The 18201-nt window shown below is 33.4% G+C and carries 18 protein-coding genes; 13 read left to right on the forward strand and 5 right to left on the reverse strand.

Annotated elements, in window-relative coordinates:
* Nucleotides 1-10 precede the first annotated feature (10 nt).
* Nucleotides 11-496 carry a hypothetical protein gene (locus GKZ88_RS06145; RefSeq protein ID WP_155101505.1) on the forward strand — a complete coding sequence of 162 codons (486 nt, stop codon included), beginning with the start codon at nucleotides 11-13 and terminating at the stop codon, nucleotides 494-496.
* Nucleotides 497-619: 123 nt separating this feature from the next.
* On the opposite strand, the gene GKZ88_RS06150 is transcribed toward GKZ88_RS06145, so the two are convergent.
* Both GKZ88_RS06150 and GKZ88_RS06155 read right to left on the reverse strand, forming a co-directional pair.
* Nucleotides 620-1723, reverse strand: coding sequence for a glycosyltransferase (locus GKZ88_RS06150; RefSeq protein ID WP_155101506.1), 1104 nt, complete (start codon nucleotides 1721-1723; stop codon nucleotides 620-622).
* On the reverse strand, nucleotides 1720-2664 hold the full coding sequence (locus GKZ88_RS06155; protein WP_155101672.1) for a lysylphosphatidylglycerol synthase domain-containing protein: 945 nt from the start codon (nucleotides 2662-2664) through the stop codon (nucleotides 1720-1722). Before GKZ88_RS06155 ends, GKZ88_RS06150 begins: the two co-directional genes overlap by 4 nt.
* A gap of 104 nt (nucleotides 2665-2768) precedes the next feature.
* On the opposite strand from GKZ88_RS06155, the gene GKZ88_RS06160 reads away from it, so the two are divergent.
* The 9 genes from GKZ88_RS06160 to GKZ88_RS06200 all read left to right on the forward strand — a co-directional run bounded on the left by GKZ88_RS06160 (nucleotide 2769) and on the right by GKZ88_RS06200 (nucleotide 10027).
* A complete protein-coding gene (locus tag GKZ88_RS06160; protein ID WP_155101507.1) occupies nucleotides 2769-4544 on the forward strand; it encodes a WG repeat-containing protein in 1776 nt (591 codons plus the stop codon).
* A gap of 6 nt (nucleotides 4545-4550) precedes the next feature.
* The gene (gene ruvC, locus GKZ88_RS06165) at nucleotides 4551-5105 is read left to right on the forward strand and encodes a crossover junction endodeoxyribonuclease RuvC (RefSeq protein WP_347343857.1); all 555 of its coding nucleotides are present in this window, start codon (nucleotides 4551-4553) and stop codon (nucleotides 5103-5105) included.
* A gap of 84 nt (nucleotides 5106-5189) precedes the next feature.
* Complete coding sequence (gene hemW, locus GKZ88_RS06170) at nucleotides 5190-6326, forward strand: radical SAM family heme chaperone HemW (protein WP_155101508.1); 1137 nt, start codon at nucleotides 5190-5192, stop codon at nucleotides 6324-6326.
* 87 nt (nucleotides 6327-6413) lie between these two features.
* Nucleotides 6414-7196 carry a cyclase family protein gene (locus GKZ88_RS06175; protein ID WP_155101509.1) on the forward strand — a complete coding sequence of 261 codons (783 nt, stop codon included), beginning with the start codon at nucleotides 6414-6416 and terminating at the stop codon, nucleotides 7194-7196.
* A 43-nt stretch (nucleotides 7197-7239) separates the two neighbouring features.
* Complete coding sequence (locus tag GKZ88_RS06180) at nucleotides 7240-7641, forward strand: GNAT family N-acetyltransferase (RefSeq protein WP_155101510.1); 402 nt, start codon at nucleotides 7240-7242, stop codon at nucleotides 7639-7641.
* A complete protein-coding gene (locus GKZ88_RS06185) occupies nucleotides 7638-7988 on the forward strand; it encodes a DUF4260 domain-containing protein (protein WP_155101511.1) in 351 nt (116 codons plus the stop codon). The genes GKZ88_RS06180 and GKZ88_RS06185 overlap by 4 nt, the downstream gene beginning before the upstream one ends.
* A gap of 6 nt (nucleotides 7989-7994) precedes the next feature.
* Nucleotides 7995-8366, forward strand: coding sequence for an MmcQ/YjbR family DNA-binding protein (locus GKZ88_RS06190; protein ID WP_155101512.1), 372 nt, complete (start codon nucleotides 7995-7997; stop codon nucleotides 8364-8366).
* Nucleotides 8367-8438: 72 nt separating this feature from the next.
* Nucleotides 8439-9167, forward strand: coding sequence for a PH domain-containing protein (locus GKZ88_RS06195; RefSeq protein WP_155101513.1), 729 nt, complete (start codon nucleotides 8439-8441; stop codon nucleotides 9165-9167).
* Between the two features lie 188 nt (nucleotides 9168-9355).
* The gene (locus GKZ88_RS06200) at nucleotides 9356-10027 is read left to right on the forward strand and encodes a hypothetical protein (RefSeq protein WP_155101514.1); all 672 of its coding nucleotides are present in this window, start codon (nucleotides 9356-9358) and stop codon (nucleotides 10025-10027) included.
* 132 nt (nucleotides 10028-10159) lie between these two features.
* Here GKZ88_RS06200 and GKZ88_RS06205 read toward each other — a convergent pair whose 3' ends face one another.
* The 3 genes from GKZ88_RS06205 to GKZ88_RS06215 form a co-directional block, all read right to left on the reverse strand.
* The gene (locus GKZ88_RS06205; RefSeq protein ID WP_155101515.1) at nucleotides 10160-10474 is read right to left on the reverse strand and encodes an HPF/RaiA family ribosome-associated protein; all 315 of its coding nucleotides are present in this window, start codon (nucleotides 10472-10474) and stop codon (nucleotides 10160-10162) included.
* Between the two features lie 100 nt (nucleotides 10475-10574).
* Nucleotides 10575-11021: a very short patch repair endonuclease gene (locus GKZ88_RS06210; RefSeq protein ID WP_155101516.1), complete on the reverse strand. Its 447-nt coding sequence runs from the start codon at nucleotides 11019-11021 to the stop codon at nucleotides 10575-10577.
* Nucleotides 11022-11120: 99 nt separating this feature from the next.
* Entirely contained in the window at nucleotides 11121-13586 is a 2466-nt protein-coding gene (locus tag GKZ88_RS06215; protein ID WP_155101517.1) for an AsmA-like C-terminal region-containing protein, read from the reverse strand.
* A gap of 263 nt (nucleotides 13587-13849) precedes the next feature.
* On the opposite strand from GKZ88_RS06215, the gene trxA reads away from it, so the two are divergent.
* From trxA to GKZ88_RS06230, 3 genes are all read left to right on the forward strand, one after another.
* Complete coding sequence (trxA, locus tag GKZ88_RS06220) at nucleotides 13850-14167, forward strand: thioredoxin (protein ID WP_012023423.1); 318 nt, start codon at nucleotides 13850-13852, stop codon at nucleotides 14165-14167.
* 525 nt (nucleotides 14168-14692) lie between these two features.
* Nucleotides 14693-17269: a M1 family aminopeptidase gene (locus tag GKZ88_RS06225; protein ID WP_155101518.1), complete on the forward strand. Its 2577-nt coding sequence runs from the start codon at nucleotides 14693-14695 to the stop codon at nucleotides 17267-17269.
* A complete protein-coding gene (locus GKZ88_RS06230; protein WP_155101519.1) occupies nucleotides 17266-18192 on the forward strand; it encodes a DUF58 domain-containing protein in 927 nt (308 codons plus the stop codon). Before GKZ88_RS06225 ends, GKZ88_RS06230 begins: the two co-directional genes overlap by 4 nt.
* Nucleotides 18193-18201: the final 9 nt, after the last annotated feature.

Genomic DNA, 18201 nt, shown 5'->3' on the forward strand with positions numbered 1-18201 from the left:
CCTCAAAATCTTGAAGCAGTTTTTCATTTTTTTAGTTTTTTTATTCTTTAATTCTTGTCAATATTTTGAGAAGAAGATTCCGTCTGAAAAAGAATTACTTCAAAAAGAACTGAAAACCATTAACTGGAAAGAAGTTGACGAATATCCAAGTCTTGCAGAATGTGAAACAATTGCAGATGAAAAACAGCGCCAAAAATGTTTTTTTGATATTATGGCACAGCTTGTACAGCAAAAACTAGATATCGACAGCTTGTCTATTTTGTATCCTGAACTTGATACAATTGAAGTAAAAGTAACTGTTTTTCCGAATGCGAAAATGAAATTTGAACCCCAGTTTCCTAAAGATTCTGTTGCTTATGATACCATCAAAGTTGACAGTATCCTGCATGCGCGCCTGGTTGATTTTCCAAAAGTAAGCCCTGCTATAAAACGCGGAATTCCGGTAAAAACACAGTTTATTTTGCCGGTGATCATCAAAGCAAAAAACGAAAAGTAGTGTTTTTTCACCATATAAGTAATTGAAGTTCATTTAAAACTTTATGGAAAAACTAGACTTCATAAGACTCAGAAACTGAGCTAAAATTTCTTATATGACTTATATGGCTTTATTTTCGGAATTTTATTTATTAAAACTTCTCCCTTTCCATTCATAAGAACCAAACAAACTGTACAAAGCAACAGTTGAACTGAAAAAAGGATATAGTAAACTGCTCAACAAAAGACTTTTATTTTTAGATTCCGATAGAAATTTATTAGTGATTGAAAGTAAAATAAAATCAACTGCAAACTTAAAAAAGACAGACAAAACAAAAAGCGGATAAGAAACGATTCCGAAAAGAACCAAGAAAAATCCAAGTACAAAACTGAAATTCCCTAAGAAAACAATTAATCCTAAAGCTTTTCCGAAGGTACTTTTATACGAACTTGTTTTGGCCGCCCAACGCACTCTCTGGTAAAATAATGATTTCCAATTTTCGGTTGGTTTTGTAATGACAATTGCTTCTTCTGCTTTTAAATACTCAACTTCATTTGGGAATTTCTCAATGGCTTTCTGCAGTAAAAAAACATCATCTCCGCTTGCAATTTTATTATTTCCTTCAAAACCGTTTAGCTTTTCAAACAATGATTTTTTGTATGCAAAATTGGCACCGTTGCACATAAACCCTTTATTGAGACCAAAACTTCCAATTGTAGCTCCTTGCAGACTTGTTAAATCTAATTGCTGAAAATGGTCTAAAAATGAATTCTCGCATTGATATGTTACAGCGCCTGCCAACATTGAAACTTTATTTTCTTGAATGTAATTATCAAAAGTTAAAAGCCAGTTTTCCGGAACCAAACAATCTGCATCTGTTGTAATAACCCAATCGGTTTTTACATGTTGCATTGCGGTTGTAATGGCATCTTTTTTTGGTGAAGTTGAAATGCGAATATTGTCAATAATTGATAATTGATAATTAACAATTGATAATTGAAATTTTTCATCTGAATTGTCATCTACCAAAATTACTTCGAACAAATCTGTTGGATAATTTAGTTTTGAAAAACTCTCTAGAAGTTTTGGAAGATTTTCTTCTTCATTTCTAAAAGGAACAATAATCGTAAAATTCGTCTGCGGTTTTTTATTTGATTTTTGATATTTTTTGACTTTGGAAAAACCATAAATAAGCAAACTGATGCTAAACACATAAATTGCTAATATGGAGAATAAAGCAAAAATCATTCTGCTGTTTTGGTTTTAAAATTCAGCACAAAATAACTTCCCAAAACGACTGGTAAAACGACATTTAGAAACCACATGAGTGTACTGATGAAAATTACGATCCATTCGTTCACGCCCAAAATTCCGAAGAAATAAATGGCCACGCTTCCTTTTACAGCAAAATCCAAGAATTGAAAAGTTGGCAATGATGAAGCCAAAAAGTAAACTGATGTAATTGCTGCCATTAAAGTTAAATAAGGCAAATCGACATCAAAGGCTAAAAACAAAAAGTAATATTGATGCGAAAAAACCAAATAACGGCAAATTCCTAAAAAGATGTTTTTTTGATGAATTGATTTCGGAATTTCATTAATCTTATGAATCAGTTTTTCAATCGAATAGCCTTTTACTTTTATTTTTTTTATGGAAAACAAAACAATCAGAATCAGTACAAAGCCACCAAATAAAATTAATACCGTTTTGGCAGTTATGACATTAAATTGCGCATTAAAATACAGCAAGCCGAAAATCCCAAAAATTATGGTTAGAATCATCTGGATCCCATTGCAGATCAAGTTTAGAAAAACGACTCTTTTGGCCTCCGATTTAGGATAATACAACGCTTTTCCGGCGTACTCTCCCACTCCATTTGGCGTAAAAATTCCGGCTGTTAAAGCAGCTAAAACTTGTTTAGTAGATTCGTAAACCGAGATTTCGTGAACTACTTTGGCCAGATTCTGCCATTTCAGAATCTCAAAATAACGGTTCAAAACACTCAAAAGCAGTATAAACGAAATCCCTAAAACCGATTGATTTTTTCGGAATAAAACTAGGAACTTATTCCAGTCTAATTTGTCGTTGTTTGCCAGCTGATTGTAAATAAAATAAAATGCGCCGCCAACAATCAAAAGTTTGGCCAGAAGAACAAGGAATTGCTTAGCTTTGTGAGGAATTGAAATCATGCCGCAAAAGTAATCAATTTGAAGATGTGGCAATGGAAATGTGCCAATTTGAAAATTAGAAAATGAGTTAATTTTCTAAACCTTAAACTTGAAACCATAATCTCTTGACAAAAGAACGCATCATATTGTTTTTTTCATTTTTATTAGTATTTGCTTGCAATAAAGTTGACAAAAACATACCTAAAGAATATATCCGAATAATGGGCGAAGGTTCTTGGGGATATAATGATGCAGATGGAAATGTTATTATTCCACTGGGCAAATATAAATTCTTAAATCCGTTGGATGAGAGCGGAATGATATTAGCTGAATTAAAAAATAAACATGGCTACATTGACATTCATGAAAATGTAATTGTTCCTTTTGAATATGATGACATTAGTCTGTTTAGTCAAGATCTAGCTTGTGTAAAAAAAGGCAATAAATATGGTTTTGTTGATCGAAACGGAAAAATTGTAATTCCACTTCAATATGAAGATGAGAGTTATTTTCAAAAAACAGGGTTAGCTCTGATAAAGAAAAATAATCTTTACGGTTTTATAAACAAAAGCGGAAAAGAGATAATTCCAATTATTTATCAAAATGCAAATGAAAGTACTGCAGATAGTTTAGTCTCTTTATATAAAAAAGGAAAATGGGCTTTTTTTGATTCGTTTGGAAAGCAAAAATCTGGTTTTATTTATGATGAAATTGCCTTAACAGATATTAATATTAAAGGGAATGACGAAATTACATTTTGGAAAAATGGCTTAATTTTAGTTCGAAAAAACAACCAAATTGCTTATCTGGATAAAAATCTAAAAGAAATAATTCCGTTTGACAAATACGATACCGGTGATAGATTCAATGAAAACAGAATTGCTATTGTTTCTAAAAATCACAAATATGGAATCATAAATGAATTTGGAAAAGAAGTAGCCAAACCCAGATATGATACAATAGGACATCCTGAAGAATCTTATCATGAATCTGAAATTTTTGTTGCTAAAAAGGGCAATAATCTCGTTTTACTCGATGAACATGGAAAGAAAATTTATGAGAAGATAAAAGACTTCTCTTTTGATTACTGTCGCATCAATAAAAAAATTGAAAAGATTTATCACATTCAGGATTTAAATGGAAAATACGGCGCTATTGACACAAAAGGCAAATTGATAATTCCTGTTATATATGATGAATTTGAAGATTTTGCAAGTAATTACAATGCAATTGTAAAATATAAAGGTAAATTTGGGCTAATCGATTCTAATAATAAAATTACTTATCCAATCGAAAACGAGTCAATTTATTCAAATGGCCGAGAATTAGATTATTACGTTATACAGAAAAACAATAAGGTCGGAATAATTGATAAAAACCTAAAATCAATTTTTAATTTTGTTTTTCAGGATCTATCACCTTGTACTTATGATCAGAAAAATAGGTTTATCGCCAAACAAAATGATAAATACGGCGTTATAGACCGAGCAGGAAGAATTATCATTCCTTTTGAATACAGCGAAATGTCAAATTGGGTTGAATATGGTCCCGGTGAAAATTATCATTTTGTAACAAAAAACAACAAACACGGTTTGATTACAAAAGAAGGAAAAACAGTTATTCCAATAATCTATGATAGTCTTTTTTATGATAGTGATAAAATAATTATTCTATCTAAAAATGGCAAATACGGTGTTGTAACGATTCAAAACAAACAAGTAATTCCATTTGAGTACGAAAAAATTTATTTGGAGCCGAGTCTCTTTTCAAAGAAAAAAGAAACTGAATTTTATGTTTTGAATAATGGCAAATATTATATTGTGAATGACAAAAATGAAGTCCTAAAATCGAATATTTCGAAGGATAATATAGAGAAAAAATTCTCTTTCTATTATAATTAAAAAAAAGTGGCACAAGAACGCATCATATTAGGTATTGACCCCGGAACCACAATTATGGGTTTTGGATTGATTAAAGTCGTCAATAAGAAAATGGAGTTTTTGCAGTTAAACGAGCTGCAATTGTCCAAATACGACAATCATTACCAAAAACTAAAAATCATTTTTGAACGCACCATCGAATTAATCGAAACGCATCATCCAGACGAAATTGCGATTGAAGCGCCTTTCTTTGGTAAAAACGTTCAGTCGATGCTGAAATTGGGGCGTGCACAAGGCGTTGCAATGGCAGCAGGACTTTCAAGAGGAATTCCGATTACAGAATACGAACCAAAAAAAATAAAAATGGCGATTACCGGAAATGGAAATGCCAGTAAAGAACAGGTTGCTAAAATGCTGCAACAGCTTTTAGGTTTGAAAGAATTACCTAAAAACCTAGATTCAACAGATGGTTTGGCAGCAGCGGTTTGTCATTTTTTTAATTCAGGAAAAGTTGTTGTTGGAAAAAGTTATTCAGGCTGGGATGCTTTTGTGAAACAAAATGAAGATAAAATTAGAAAATGAGATAATTAGTCAATTAGATAATTTCTTCCAAGCCTAATTTTCATTATCTAATTATCAAATTGACACATTATCTAATTAAAAAAAATGAGCGGTATCTACATTCATATTCCTTTTTGCAAACAGGCTTGCCATTATTGTGACTTTCATTTTTCGACTTCGATGAAAAAGAAAGACGAAATGGTTTTGGCTTTGGCCAAAGAAATTGTTGTGCGTAAAAATGAGTTTGAAAATGAGATTGTAGAAACCATTTATTTTGGCGGCGGAACTCCTTCTGTATTATCAAATGACGAAATAAACTTTTTAATTTCAGAAGTTTATAAACACTACAAAGTTTCAGAAAATCCGGAAATTACTTTGGAAGCCAATCCGGATGATTTATCTGCGGAGCGAATTTTGGAATTATCTAAAAGTCCGATAAATCGATTAAGCATTGGGATTCAGTCTTTTTATGAAGAAGATTTGAAGATGATGAACCGTGCTCATAATTCGGCGGAAGCCAAAAAATGTTTAGAAGAAGCGACAAAATACTTTGATAATATTTCGCTTGATTTGATTTACGGAATTCCAGGAATGACGGACGAAATGTGGAAACAGAATATTGAAACCGCTTTGAGTTTCGGCATTCCGCATATTTCGAGTTATGCCTTAACGGTTGAACCCAAAACGGCTTTAAGCAAATTAATTCAAACTGGAAAAATTGCTGCACCTGAAGACGAAGCAGCTTCAAACCATTTTATGATTTTGGTTGAAACGCTTCAAAAAAATGGTTTTATTCACTACGAATTATCCAATTTTGGAAAAGAGAATTATTTCTCCAAAAACAATTCGGCTTATTGGCTGGGCAAAAAATACATCGGAATTGGACCTTCGGCACACAGTTATGACGGCGAAAAAAGAGGCTGGAATATTGCGAATAATTCGCTTTACTTAAAAGCAATTCAGAATGATGAACTTCCAATCGAAACAGAAATTTTGACGATTTCTGACCGTTATAACGAATATATTATGACAGGTTTGCGAACGATTTGGGGCGTTTCTTTAGAAAGAATTGAAAATGAATTTGGATTGGAATATTTAGATTATCTGAATAAACAAGCTCAAAAATTCTTAAACGACGATTTGCTTTCAATTGAAAACAACATTCTAAAACCAACTCCAAAAGGAAAATTTTTAACGGATGGAATTGCTTCAGATTTATTTTATTTAAATTTGGAAGAATAAAAATTGGACGCTGATAAAACGGATGCAAGCAACGCTGATAAATCCGTAAAATCTGCGTTAGAATATCCGTAAAATCCGTGTTCCATTATGCTAGCACTTCTTGACAATAAATATCAAATCGACTTATCAAAACCTATTGATATTTCTATTCCATTAACCAATACTGACGAAAACCCAATTGCCTGGTATATCGAAAAACCAGTTATTGAACCTGTAGTTTTTGGAGACTGGATCGGGAAAGTTTCTGAAGGAAAATCATCTACAAATTTCAATAATATTTTCTTCAATCCACATGGGCATGGAACGCACACGGAATGTCTCGGGCATATTACGAATGACTTTTACAGCATTAACCAATCGCTTAAACAGTTTTTCTTTTTTGCTAAACTGATTACGGTTGCGCCTGAGAAAATTGGAGATGATTTTGTGATTACGAAAGAAAGCATTTCGACTGTGCTTAATGCTTCAACTTCGCTCAGCAAGACAGAGGCTTTAATTATTAGGACACTTCCAAATCAAAAGGAAAAGAAATCAAAAAAATATTCGAATACAAATCCGCCATATTTGTCTGAAGAAGCTGCGATTTTCATCCGCGAAAGCGAAATTCAGCATTTACTGATTGATTTGCCAAGTGTCGATAAAGAACATGATGAAGGTAAATTATTGGCTCATAAAGCGTTTTGGAATGTAAAAGACACGCATAATCTAAATTCGGATGCGCGATTAAATGCTACAATTACCGAAATGATTTATGTTTCTGATGAAGTTGAAGATGGAAATTATATACTAAATCTTCAAATCACTTCGTTTGAAAATGATGCAAGTCCAAGCAAACCTTTATTGTATAAAATTGCAGATTTTAGATTGTAGATTCGCTAATACTGAACACTCAAAACCTGAACACTGACCACTAATGATAACCGTTTCAACAGATAAAACCAAACTCGACGTTCCATTTATACAAAACTTTTTGAAAGACATTTACTGGGCTGCGGGAAGAACGATTGAAGAAGTGCAGATCACAATTGATGCTTCGGTTTGTTTTGGAATTTACTTAGATGACAAACAAATTGGCTTTGCGCGCGCCATTACGGATTATGTAGTTTTCGCTTATTTGATGGATGTTTTTATTACGGAGGAACATCGTGGAAAAGGATATTCATCAATTTTAATTGAAGCGATGATGAATGAACCTCAATTGCAAGAAGTTAAAATCTGGCGATTGGCGACAAGCGATGCACACTTTTTATACGAGAAATTCGGATTTACAAAACTCAATCATCCTGAAAAGATGATGGAAAAAATAGTCAAATGAAAATAGTATTAAAACTCGAAGAAACGGCTTTATTTATTCTCGGAATATTTCTTTTCAACCAGTTAAATTATGATTGGTGGTGGTTTTTGGTTTTAATTTTAGCTCCAGATTTGTCTATGATTGGATATGCTTTTGGGAATAAAGCTGGTGCATTTTTATACAATGTCTTTCACCATAAAGGAATTGCACTTTTAATTTATGGTTTAGGATGTTATTTCAGTATCGAAAGTGTTCAATTAGCCGGAATTATTTTATTTTCACATTCGGCAATGGATCGAATTTTTGGCTACGGACTGAAATATGAAAAAGGCTTTAAATACACGCATTTAGGTGAAATTGGTAAATAAACAATTATGAATTTAGAAACGTATTACGAATATTGTCTTTCAAAAAAAGGGGTCAGTGAACATTTTCCTTTTGATGAAGACACATTGGTTTTTAAAGTGGGCGGCAAAATGTTTGCTTTATCTTCCTTATCACAATGGGAAAAAAATGAGCCTTCAGTTAATTTAAAATGCGATCCGGACCGTGCAGAAGAACTCCGAGGAGAATATGACGAAATAAAACCGGGATTTCATATGAGCAAAGTACACTGGAATACGATTGCTTTAAACGGAAATCTTCCAGACAAACTTGTCAAAGAATTAATAGATCATTCGTATGAATTGGTGTTCAAAAGTTTGACAAAGAAAATTCAAAATGAAATTATTGAATTAAAAAATTAGGCATTACATTTGCAGAGTAAGATCGAAACTTAAAAACCCGAATCAGTTTGCAAATTAGCAATTTATAGCATCATGAAAGAACAATTTAAAAAATTTCTAAACGAAGAACAAGATCCAAAAGCGATTGAAAAAATCACTTCTAAACTTACAGATTTATTGATGAAAGGTGAAGAAGTTGGTTATATCGCTGTACAAAAAAAACCTGCAATTACTGTTTTTCCTGATAGTATTGTAGTAACAAACAAACGTATCATCATCTGTGAACCTAAAAATTTAGGACTTTCTATGGATTTTACAGATTATGCCTGGGATGATATTGCAAGTACTTTTGTAAAAGAAAACATTTTAGGTTCTGAATTTTCTTTTGCAACAAAAACAGATTTAGCTGTTACTATTGATTATATTCCAAAAATTCAAGCTAGAAAAATTTATACTTTTGCTAAAGAACAATTGGATTTATTAAAAAACCCTGTTGTTGCAGGAGCACCTGTTCAAGAAACTGCTAAACCAATTTTTGAAGAAGAAACAGTTGAAGAAGAAGTTGAAGAAGAGGAAGAAGTTGAAGAAATAGAAACAGAAGAAGTAACAAGTTTTGCTGAAATCTTGCCTTCTGCTCCAGCTTATACTGAAACTTTTGAACCAATTCAAACTCAAGCTCCGACAGGAGACCGTAAATTAAGTGAGTTATCTAAAGAAGAACTTTTTGATAAATTACAGAACTACAAAAAACTTCTTGACAATGGTTTAATCATGCAAGGAGAATATGATGCTTATAAAAAAGAGATTTTAAGTTACATGTAATTTGACCGAAAGGATTTTACCCTTAGTATATAAGATAAAAACCATCAGCATAACTGATGGTTTTTTTTTTAACTTAATGAGTTTTGAAAAGCCAAATATTAAAATAACTCTACATAAAACTTAAATTATCACAAATCACTTATATAGTTTAAAATTTTTATATTTGAGTGCTTTAAAATACCACAATTATGAATCCGAAAATCTTAATAAGTTCGCTGGCTTTTTCTTCACTGCTTTTTATTTCTTGTAAAAAAGAATTAGAACCTCAGGAAAATACTGCAACATCAGAATTGGTCCGACTTGGACTTGCAAAAGATACCATAAAAACTGCGACAAATACGTCCGTTGTACAAACTCAGACGGCAAACCCAAATACAGTTTTAGGAGAAACAAAAGGATTGAATCCTGCTCACGGACAGCCGGGACATCGTTGTGATATTGCCGTTGGCGCGCCATTAAATTCGGCTCCGCCACAGCAAGGACAAGTGGTAACAACCCAAACGCCACAAGTGGTTCAGGTAAATCCAAATCAAAAAAATGTAGTTACAACTACAGTTACTGCACCGGTAAAAGTTGGAAAAGGGATGAATCCTTCGCATGGACAACCAGGTCACAGATGTGATATTCCGGTTGGTGCGCCTTTAAATTCTCCAGTTGTAAAACCTGTAGCAACAAATACAGCACAAAGCGGAAGTGCTACACAATCGTTTACCGTAACGCCGCCTGCAGGAAATAATGCGGTTCCGGCTTTGTTAAGCACCGAACCAGCGCAGACAGTAGCCGAAGGAATGAATCCGCCACACGGGCAGGCAGGACACAGATGTGATATTGCTGTAGGAGCGCCTCTTCCTAAGTCATAAAAAAAGTTACAAAGTTACAAAGATGCAAAGACGCAAAGAAACCTTTGTAACTCTAGACCTTTGTCACTTTTCAAACTATAAAAAAAAGACGTTTCAAATTGAAACGTCTTTTTTTTTTATATACTTTAAAATTTAAAAAGCTTTTTGTTTTTCGTAAGTTGTAGTTAGTGATTTTTTAATTTTGGTTAGAGCACCGCTAAAAGCTTTTTCTAATGTTTCGGCGTGTTCTGTAACGGTAATAGGCTGTAATTTTTGCGGACGCACTTCGATTAAGCATTTTTTGTCATGCAAACCGAATTTCTCCCCATTTTCATCCCCAAAATGAACTTCAATACGGGTAATTTTGTCTTCAAAACGAGCTAAACCTTTTTCTAATTCTTCAGAAAAGTAGCTTTCTAATCTTGCGTGTCCCTCAATGTTTTTGTCGGTGTTGATTTGAATCTTCATAATGGTTTAAATTTTATGATTGTCTCTCAAAGCTATCTTTTTTAAAGGAAAATGCCAAGCGAGTTAATAAAACATTATGAAATTATTAGCCACTTTTTTATCATTCTAAAGAAGAAGGAATTTTTGCCATCATTTCCGATCTGAAAATTATCGTATTCTGAATTTCCAAAATACAAGCACCCAAATTCTTCTTAATATCATTGCTCCAAAAACGTAAAACTTTCCAATTGCGAGATTCTAAATAGCTATTGACTTCGAGGTCTCTCTGCATGTTACGTTCTATTTTTTTGATCCAATATTCTGAATTGGTCTGCGGTTTTTTTCTGGTTTCCCAATCTTTTCCGTGAAAGAATTCACCGTCAACGAAAATGGCAATTTTTAAAGCTGCAAAAGTCAAATCTGGAGTGCCAAAAACCTTTTTATTGTTTTTACGGTAGCGGTATCCAATATGCCATAGCGCTTTTGCCAAAGCGATTTCTTCTTTGGTGTCTTTGCTTTTTATCGCACGCATGTTTTTGGAGCGCTGTTCGGGCGTAAAACAATCCATGATTTAATTATTAAAGAAGTTGGAATTTAATAATTAGTGGTATTTAATGGGTTATAGGTTGTTCTGTTAAAATTGCACTATTTGAACAAAGTTAAAATTTTACTTCTCTTTCTCCTTCTTCCCAAGCTTAATCTTCATCTTCCCATTATCATCATAAGCCACTAAACGCAGAATAATACCTTTTTCTCGAACGGCTTTTCGTTCTTCTTTTGAAGAAAGTTTGGCGTCGTTTTTAGAATTTCGGAGCGGAATTGTAAGTGCCAAATTTGTACCTCGGCCAAAGGAATAAACGCCATTTGCATCAAGATTTAAAACACTCGAACTGATTGTTAATTTATTAATATCTACTAATTCGCCTCGCAATTTAAAATCACCAGACAAATCACTGAAGGTAATATTCTTAACATCGCGAAACGGGAAAGCATATTTTCCCACTTTCATAATGGGTTCAAAGTTGACCAAAGCGCCTTGGCTGACATTAAAATTCAAACTTCCGTGGGTTGAATTTGTAATCAATTCACCATTGCTGTTCATCAAACCGGTAACATTGGCGGTGCTGGTTAATCTTCCGTGGATGTTATTTGGAGAAAAAGATTTGATTCCGAAGTTGTTGAAAGACTTTAAAAAACTTGCAATATCAACTCGGTTTACCTGAGCATTTGACCCGAAAGCGAAGTTTTTTCCGTTTGGCGAAACTTCGGCATTAAAAGAAATAGTTCCTCCTGAAGTTTGCAGAAAACCGTTTTTGATAACCAATTTCGAATTCAGCATCTGGATTCTCGCCGTTGTATTAGTTGCGGTGAGTTTGTTGTACGTTATATTGTCGGCTTTAATGTCAATTACTACGGAGCATTTTTCGATTACAGTTCGCAAATGACGTGAAACTGTTGGTTTGGCAGTTTTTGCCACGGTTTTCTGTTTTTTAGAAGCTGCTAAAACACCCAGAAATTGTTTGATATCAATATTTGGACAATGAATGTTCCAATTTACAACCATTTGTTCCGGCGCATCATAATAAAGGTTGAGGAAATTGTCAATTTTACCTTCAATATAAATGGTGTTCTTTTTGTGTTTGTAGGCGATTTTTTTAATCAGCAAAGCTTCTTGTGTAAACTCAAGCTGTACATTTACTTTTTCGGCGTGAATATTCTTCGGAATAAAATAAAATGAAGTATTTGTTACGTTTACATTCCCAATAAATTTTGGCTTATTAATGTATAAATCAACAATATCAAACTGAAATTGCAAATTTGCTGTTGCATGTCCTTCCGAAAATTGAATCCATTTATCATTGCTGATTTCATTGAGTTTGCTTACATCAAAATCGGAACTTACGGTTCCGGTTGCAAGCGGTTTTTCAAGATTATTGATTGATAATTGTGGGATTTTCAATGGAATATTTTCATAAGTAGCCGAAAATCGTGTCAAAATTACAGCCGAATTGGCATCGGAAAAGCCTTCTTTTGGTTTGAAATTATTGGTAAAAATCCCTTTAAAACTGCAGTCATTCAGCTGTCCGTCGGGAATACTCAATTCATTGTCTTTAATAATGGCTTGAACTACAATTCTTGGATCGCCCGCAGCACTCAAATCGCCTTTTATGTCGCAATTAACGTCAATAGGTTTCTTTAAATTAAAGCGATTTAGTTTTGAACTGATATTTCCGGAAAGTAAATTGGATGCATTTTGCCATAGAATTGAAGTTCCAATATTAATTCCGAAAAGCGAATTACTTTTTCCCAAATTAAAAAACGCAGTAATATCAAAAGAATCGGTTCCAATTTTTAAACCATCAGTCTTAACGTCAATTTTTTCTTTATCCGAAGAATAAGAAACCTTCAACGTTCCTTTGAGCTGTTTTTGTTTGGCAAAACTTCCATGAACGGTATTAAAAGCAAGACTGTTAATTTGAGTGTCCAGAAAAAGATCTGTCTGCCAGTTGTCGCCATCATAATTTACTTTCGATTTTAAACTCGCAACTGCAAAATCAAATAATTTATGCCCAACATGATTGTCTATCGTAAAACGAACATTATTAAGGTCGATTTGATCAATTGTAGTTTCGGGTTTCGATTTATCTTCTGGAGCTTTTTTCTTCTTTTTCTTAAAAATATCTGAATTAGAATAACCATTTTCAGCTTTATAAACATAAATCTGAGCATCGTTAATAAGAACTTTGTGAATGTTGATTTCCTTTTGCAATAAGCTCCAAACATTTAATCGCACCTCGATTTCTTGTGCTTTCAGCAAAGTATGTTTGTGCGTATTCCATTGATTGTCTTTTAGTTCAACATCTTTTAACGCCAGCGTAAAATTCGGAAAACCAGTTATAAATTTATATTGAAAATCGCCAATGTGGAATTTACCGTTGATGTTCTCATTTATTTTGGTATTGATTTTGGCAATAATTTCGGTTTTGTTTCTGTTGAAATAAATCGATAATCCGCCACAGGCAATTAAGAGAAGCGCTATTAATCCTAAAATAAAAAATCCAAAACGTTTGGCATATTTTCTAAAACCAGCCGACTGCAAAAAGACTTTTATTCGATGCAAAGTTTCTTTCATCTGGAAAATTTTAATGGTTGATTAAAGATACTACAAAAAACAATCATATTTAAATTTCTGATTTTCAAATTACTATAATGTTAAGCTTGTGTTTTCGAATTGAATTTATGATATAATTATTTACAATACTTTTATAATCAAAACTAATTTATGAATGGTGTATCATTTGTTTTTAATTTCTAACTTTGTACCTCAGTTTAGAAAAGAACAAAAAACTTGTCCTTTGGGACAGAAGCTGAGATAACATTTAAAGACAAATTATTATGGCATTAGCAATAACAGATGCTACTTTTGACGAAGTAGTTTTAAAGTCAGATAAACCAGTAATGGTAGATTTTTGGGCAGCATGGTGCGGTCCTTGTAGAATGGTTGGTCCAATCATTGACCAATTGAGCGACGAGTACGCTGGTAAAGTAGTTGTTGGTAAAGTAGATGTAGATGCTAACCAAGAATTCGCTGCAAAATATGGTGTGCGCAACATACCAACCGTTTTGGTGTTTCATAACGGTGAAGTAGTAGGAAAACAAGTTGGAGTTGCTCCAAAACAAACCTACGCAGATAGTTTAGACGCTTTGTTGTAATCGTAAGATTATGATTTATATAAAGAAGGTTTGGCGAAAGTCAAGCCTTTTTTATTTGCTTTTTTTGCCACTCCCGATAGCTATCAGGATACACAGATTAAAAAGATTTTTTTCGCCACTAATTGCACGAATTTTCACGAATTATTTATCTAAAATTTTGGTTAGAATTAAATAAATCAAATGATTTTAATCTGTGAAAATCATGTAATTCTATCTAACTCTTTTTTAAACTTTAAATAATTAGTGCAAAATTTTCTCAAAAATATTCAATATAGCCCGTGGTTTCAACCACGGGAAACGTATTGTGTTAATATAATATGTCCCTGCGGTTGAAACCGCAGGCTATGTTTTTCATGCAGATTCTTGATTAGACTTTTTTCAACTTAGCAATCTCTTTGTCAAAGCCACAAACGCACTTTCTTTAAATCTGTGGCAAATAAATCAGACCTAAATTTTAATTCGTGGAAATTAGTGCGATTCGTGGCAAACATTTTTTATTTTTAACGAATCTTATATTCCTTTAAAATGAAAATTCTTCACAGCTTTCTTGTCTCTTTTTTGATCATTACGATTGGTTTTTCTCAATCAAAATCAAAAGAAAATCTAATTATAGAAAATGGAGTTTCAGAGCAATTGGCTCACTTTCGTAAAAAACAGATTTCAGATGTTCAATACAAATTGTTTTTTGATATTCCCAATCAAAAGAATGATGATATTAAATCACTTCTGTTTTTAAATTTGACTTTATCTGATTTGAGTCAGCCTTTGCAATTAGATTTTAAAGAGAAAACGGAGAACATAAAAACAGTTGACGCAAACGGAAAAAGAATCGCTATTGTTCATGAAAAGGGACATATTGTAATTCCGGTTGAAAGTTTGATTTCAGGAAAAAACACCATTTCCATTTCGTTCATTGCCGGAAATTTATCTTTAAACCGAAACGACGATTTTCTTTATACCTTATTAGTTCCAGATCGAGCGAGCACTTTATTTCCTTGTTTTGATCAGCCCGATATTAAGGCTACTTATAAACTAAGTTTGAACGTTCCTAAAGATTGGTCGGTTTTGGCCGGAGCCGATGTCAAAGAGAAAATCGAAAAAGGGGATTTCACATCCTATACTTTTGGAGAATCAGATAAAATGAGTACGTATTTATTTTCTTTCGTTGCCGGAAAATTCAAAAGTGCAACGCAGCAACCTGGAAATTTAGAAATGACCCTGTTGTATCGTGAAAATAATCCAGAGAAAATTCAGTTTAGCACCGATACGATTTTCAAACTGCATCAGCAATCTTTGGACTTTTTAGAAAAATATACCAAACAGAAGTTTCCATTTCAGAAATTAGATTTTGCTTCGATTCCGGTTTTTCAGTATGGTGGCATGGAACATGTTGGTGCGATTCAATATCGCGAATCGACTTTGTTTTTGGACAACAGCGCAACCGACAGCGAGAAATTAGATCGTGCAAAATTGATTGCGCATGAAACTTCGCATATGTGGTTTGGCGATTTGGTAACCATGAAATGGTTTGACGATGTTTGGATGAAAGAGGTATTTGCGAATTTTATGGCCGATAAAATCATGAACCCAATTTTCCCGAAAGTTAATCATAATTTACAGTTTTTCTCGGCGCATTATAGTAACGCTTACGCGGAAGATCGCTCGTTGGGCACGCATCCGATCAAACAGCATTTAGCCAATTTGAAAGATGCAGGTTCACTTTACGGCGCCATTATTTACAACAAAGCGCCCATTATGATGCGCCAGCTTGAAGCTTCGATGGGAAAAGAAGCTTTCCAGAAAGGAATCGAAAAATATATTAAAAAATACGCCAACGACAATGCAGATTGGAACAATCTTGTGGAAATTCTGGATGCCGAAACGCCGCTCGATATGAAAAAATGGAGTGAAGTTTGGGTTAATAAATCAGGAAGAGCGATTTTTTCAGATAAGATTGAATACGATGCTAAAAACCGAATCAAGAAACTTGAAATTATTCAAAAAGCAGAGGATAAATCAAATAATGTTTGGCCTCAGGTTTTTCAGATAGGTTTAGTTTATGCAGCTAATGTAAAGGTTTTAAATGTCAATATTACAGACAAAACTCTTTTGTTGAAAGAAGCAATCGGACTAGAAAAACCGCTTCATATCGTTTACAATTATAATGGTTTTGGATACGGTGTTTTTCCGCTTGACGGGAATAATTTAGATCCTATTTCAACATTGAAAGATGAAGTTGCACGAGCTTCGAGTTACAGTAATCTTTATGAAAATACCTTAAATGGGAATGTTGCACCGATCAAAGCGTTTGATTGTTTTTTTAAGGGAATTCAAACCGAAGAAAATGAATTGGTTTTAAGAATTGCTTCTAATAATTTAAACACCATTTACTGGAAATTTTTAACCGAAAAACAGCAGAATAAAGTTCAGAAACAGCTTGAAGATATTTTAAATGTTCGCTTGCAGGCTAATTTATCAGCAAACATCAAAAAGACGTTATTTAATTTATTCAGCTCAATTGCGTATTCAGATTCGGCGAAAGCCAAATTGTATCAGATTTGGAATAAAGAAATCGTGATTCCAAATTTGAAATTGAACGAAGATGATTATACCAATATGGCGATGAATCTGGCGATTTTCAAACATGAAAAAGCAGATGAAATCTTAGAAAAAACAAGAACTACGATTACAAATCCGGATAAACAAAAGCGTTTTGAATTTTTATTGCCATCATTATCAAAAGACGAATCGGTTCGAAATGCTTTTATGGAATCTTTAAAAGAAGATAAAAACCGAGAAAAAGAATCGTGGGTTTCTGTTGGTTTGGCTAATTTTCATCATCCTTTGCGTCAGGAAAGTGCACAGAAATATATCCGATTTTCATTAGATTTGGTTGATGAAATTCAGCGCACCGGCGATATTTTCTTTCCGAAAGACTGGCTGAATAATACAGTTGGCAAATATTCTTCAAAATATGCTTTTGATGAAGTACAGCGATTCTTAAAAGAAAACCCTAATTTTAGTCCGATATTAAAACGAAAATTATTGCAGGCGACAGACGGTTTGTACCGCGCCCAAAATATTAAAAAAGAAACCGAATGAAAATTGAATCGGAAATAGAGAAAGTCTCCAGTTTTCAGCATCTTGAAATGCTGGCGAATCAGGTTGTAGAAGGTTTTATATCTGGAATGCACAAGAGTCCGTTTCATGGATTTTCGGCTGAATTTGCCGAGCATAAAGTCTACAATGCAGGAGAAAGCACCAAACATATCGATTGGAAATTATTTGCCAAAACAGACCGTTTATACACAAAACGTTTTGAGGAAGAAACCAATTTGCGTTGTCATTTGATTGTTGATAATTCGTCATCAATGCATTATCCGGAACTGAAATCGAATCAGCCTTTTTATGAAAAGAAGATTGGTTTTGCAGTTTTGGCATCGGCGGTTTTAATGAATATTTTAAAGAAACAGCGCGATGCCGTTGGTTTAAGCGTTTTCTCCGATAAATACGAATATTACGCGCCCGAAAAAGGGAGCGATCGCCATCACAGAATGCTTTTGAATAAACTGGAAGAATTGTTAATTCAGCCAAAAGTCAAAAAAACGACCGATACGATTACCTATTTGCATCAAATAGCGGAGAAAATGCACCGCCGTTCGATGATTATTTTGTTTACGGATATGTTTCAGTCGGAAGATGATGAAAAGCTTTTTAACGCTTTACAGCACTTAAAACACAACAAACACAAAGTAGTTTTATTTCATGTAGTTGATAACGAAACAGAACTAAAATTTGACTTTGACAATGCTCCAAGAAAGTTTATCGACTTAGAATCAGGCGAAGAAGTATCCATTTTTGCTGATAATGTTAAAGTGGAGTATGAAAAAAGAGCAGAAGCTTACTTTAAAAACCTTGCCTTAACGTGTGCAAAGAACCAAATTAAGTATGTTCCGGTCAATGTTGGCGATAATTTTGAAAAAATATTGACTACATATTTAGTTGAAAAACAAAACTTTGGCTAATGATTTAAA

Origin of the sequence: Flavobacterium sp. LC2016-01 (genome assembly GCF_009711135.1) — a bacterium.
In the GTDB taxonomy this organism is placed as follows: domain Bacteria; phylum Bacteroidota; class Bacteroidia; order Flavobacteriales; family Flavobacteriaceae; genus Flavobacterium.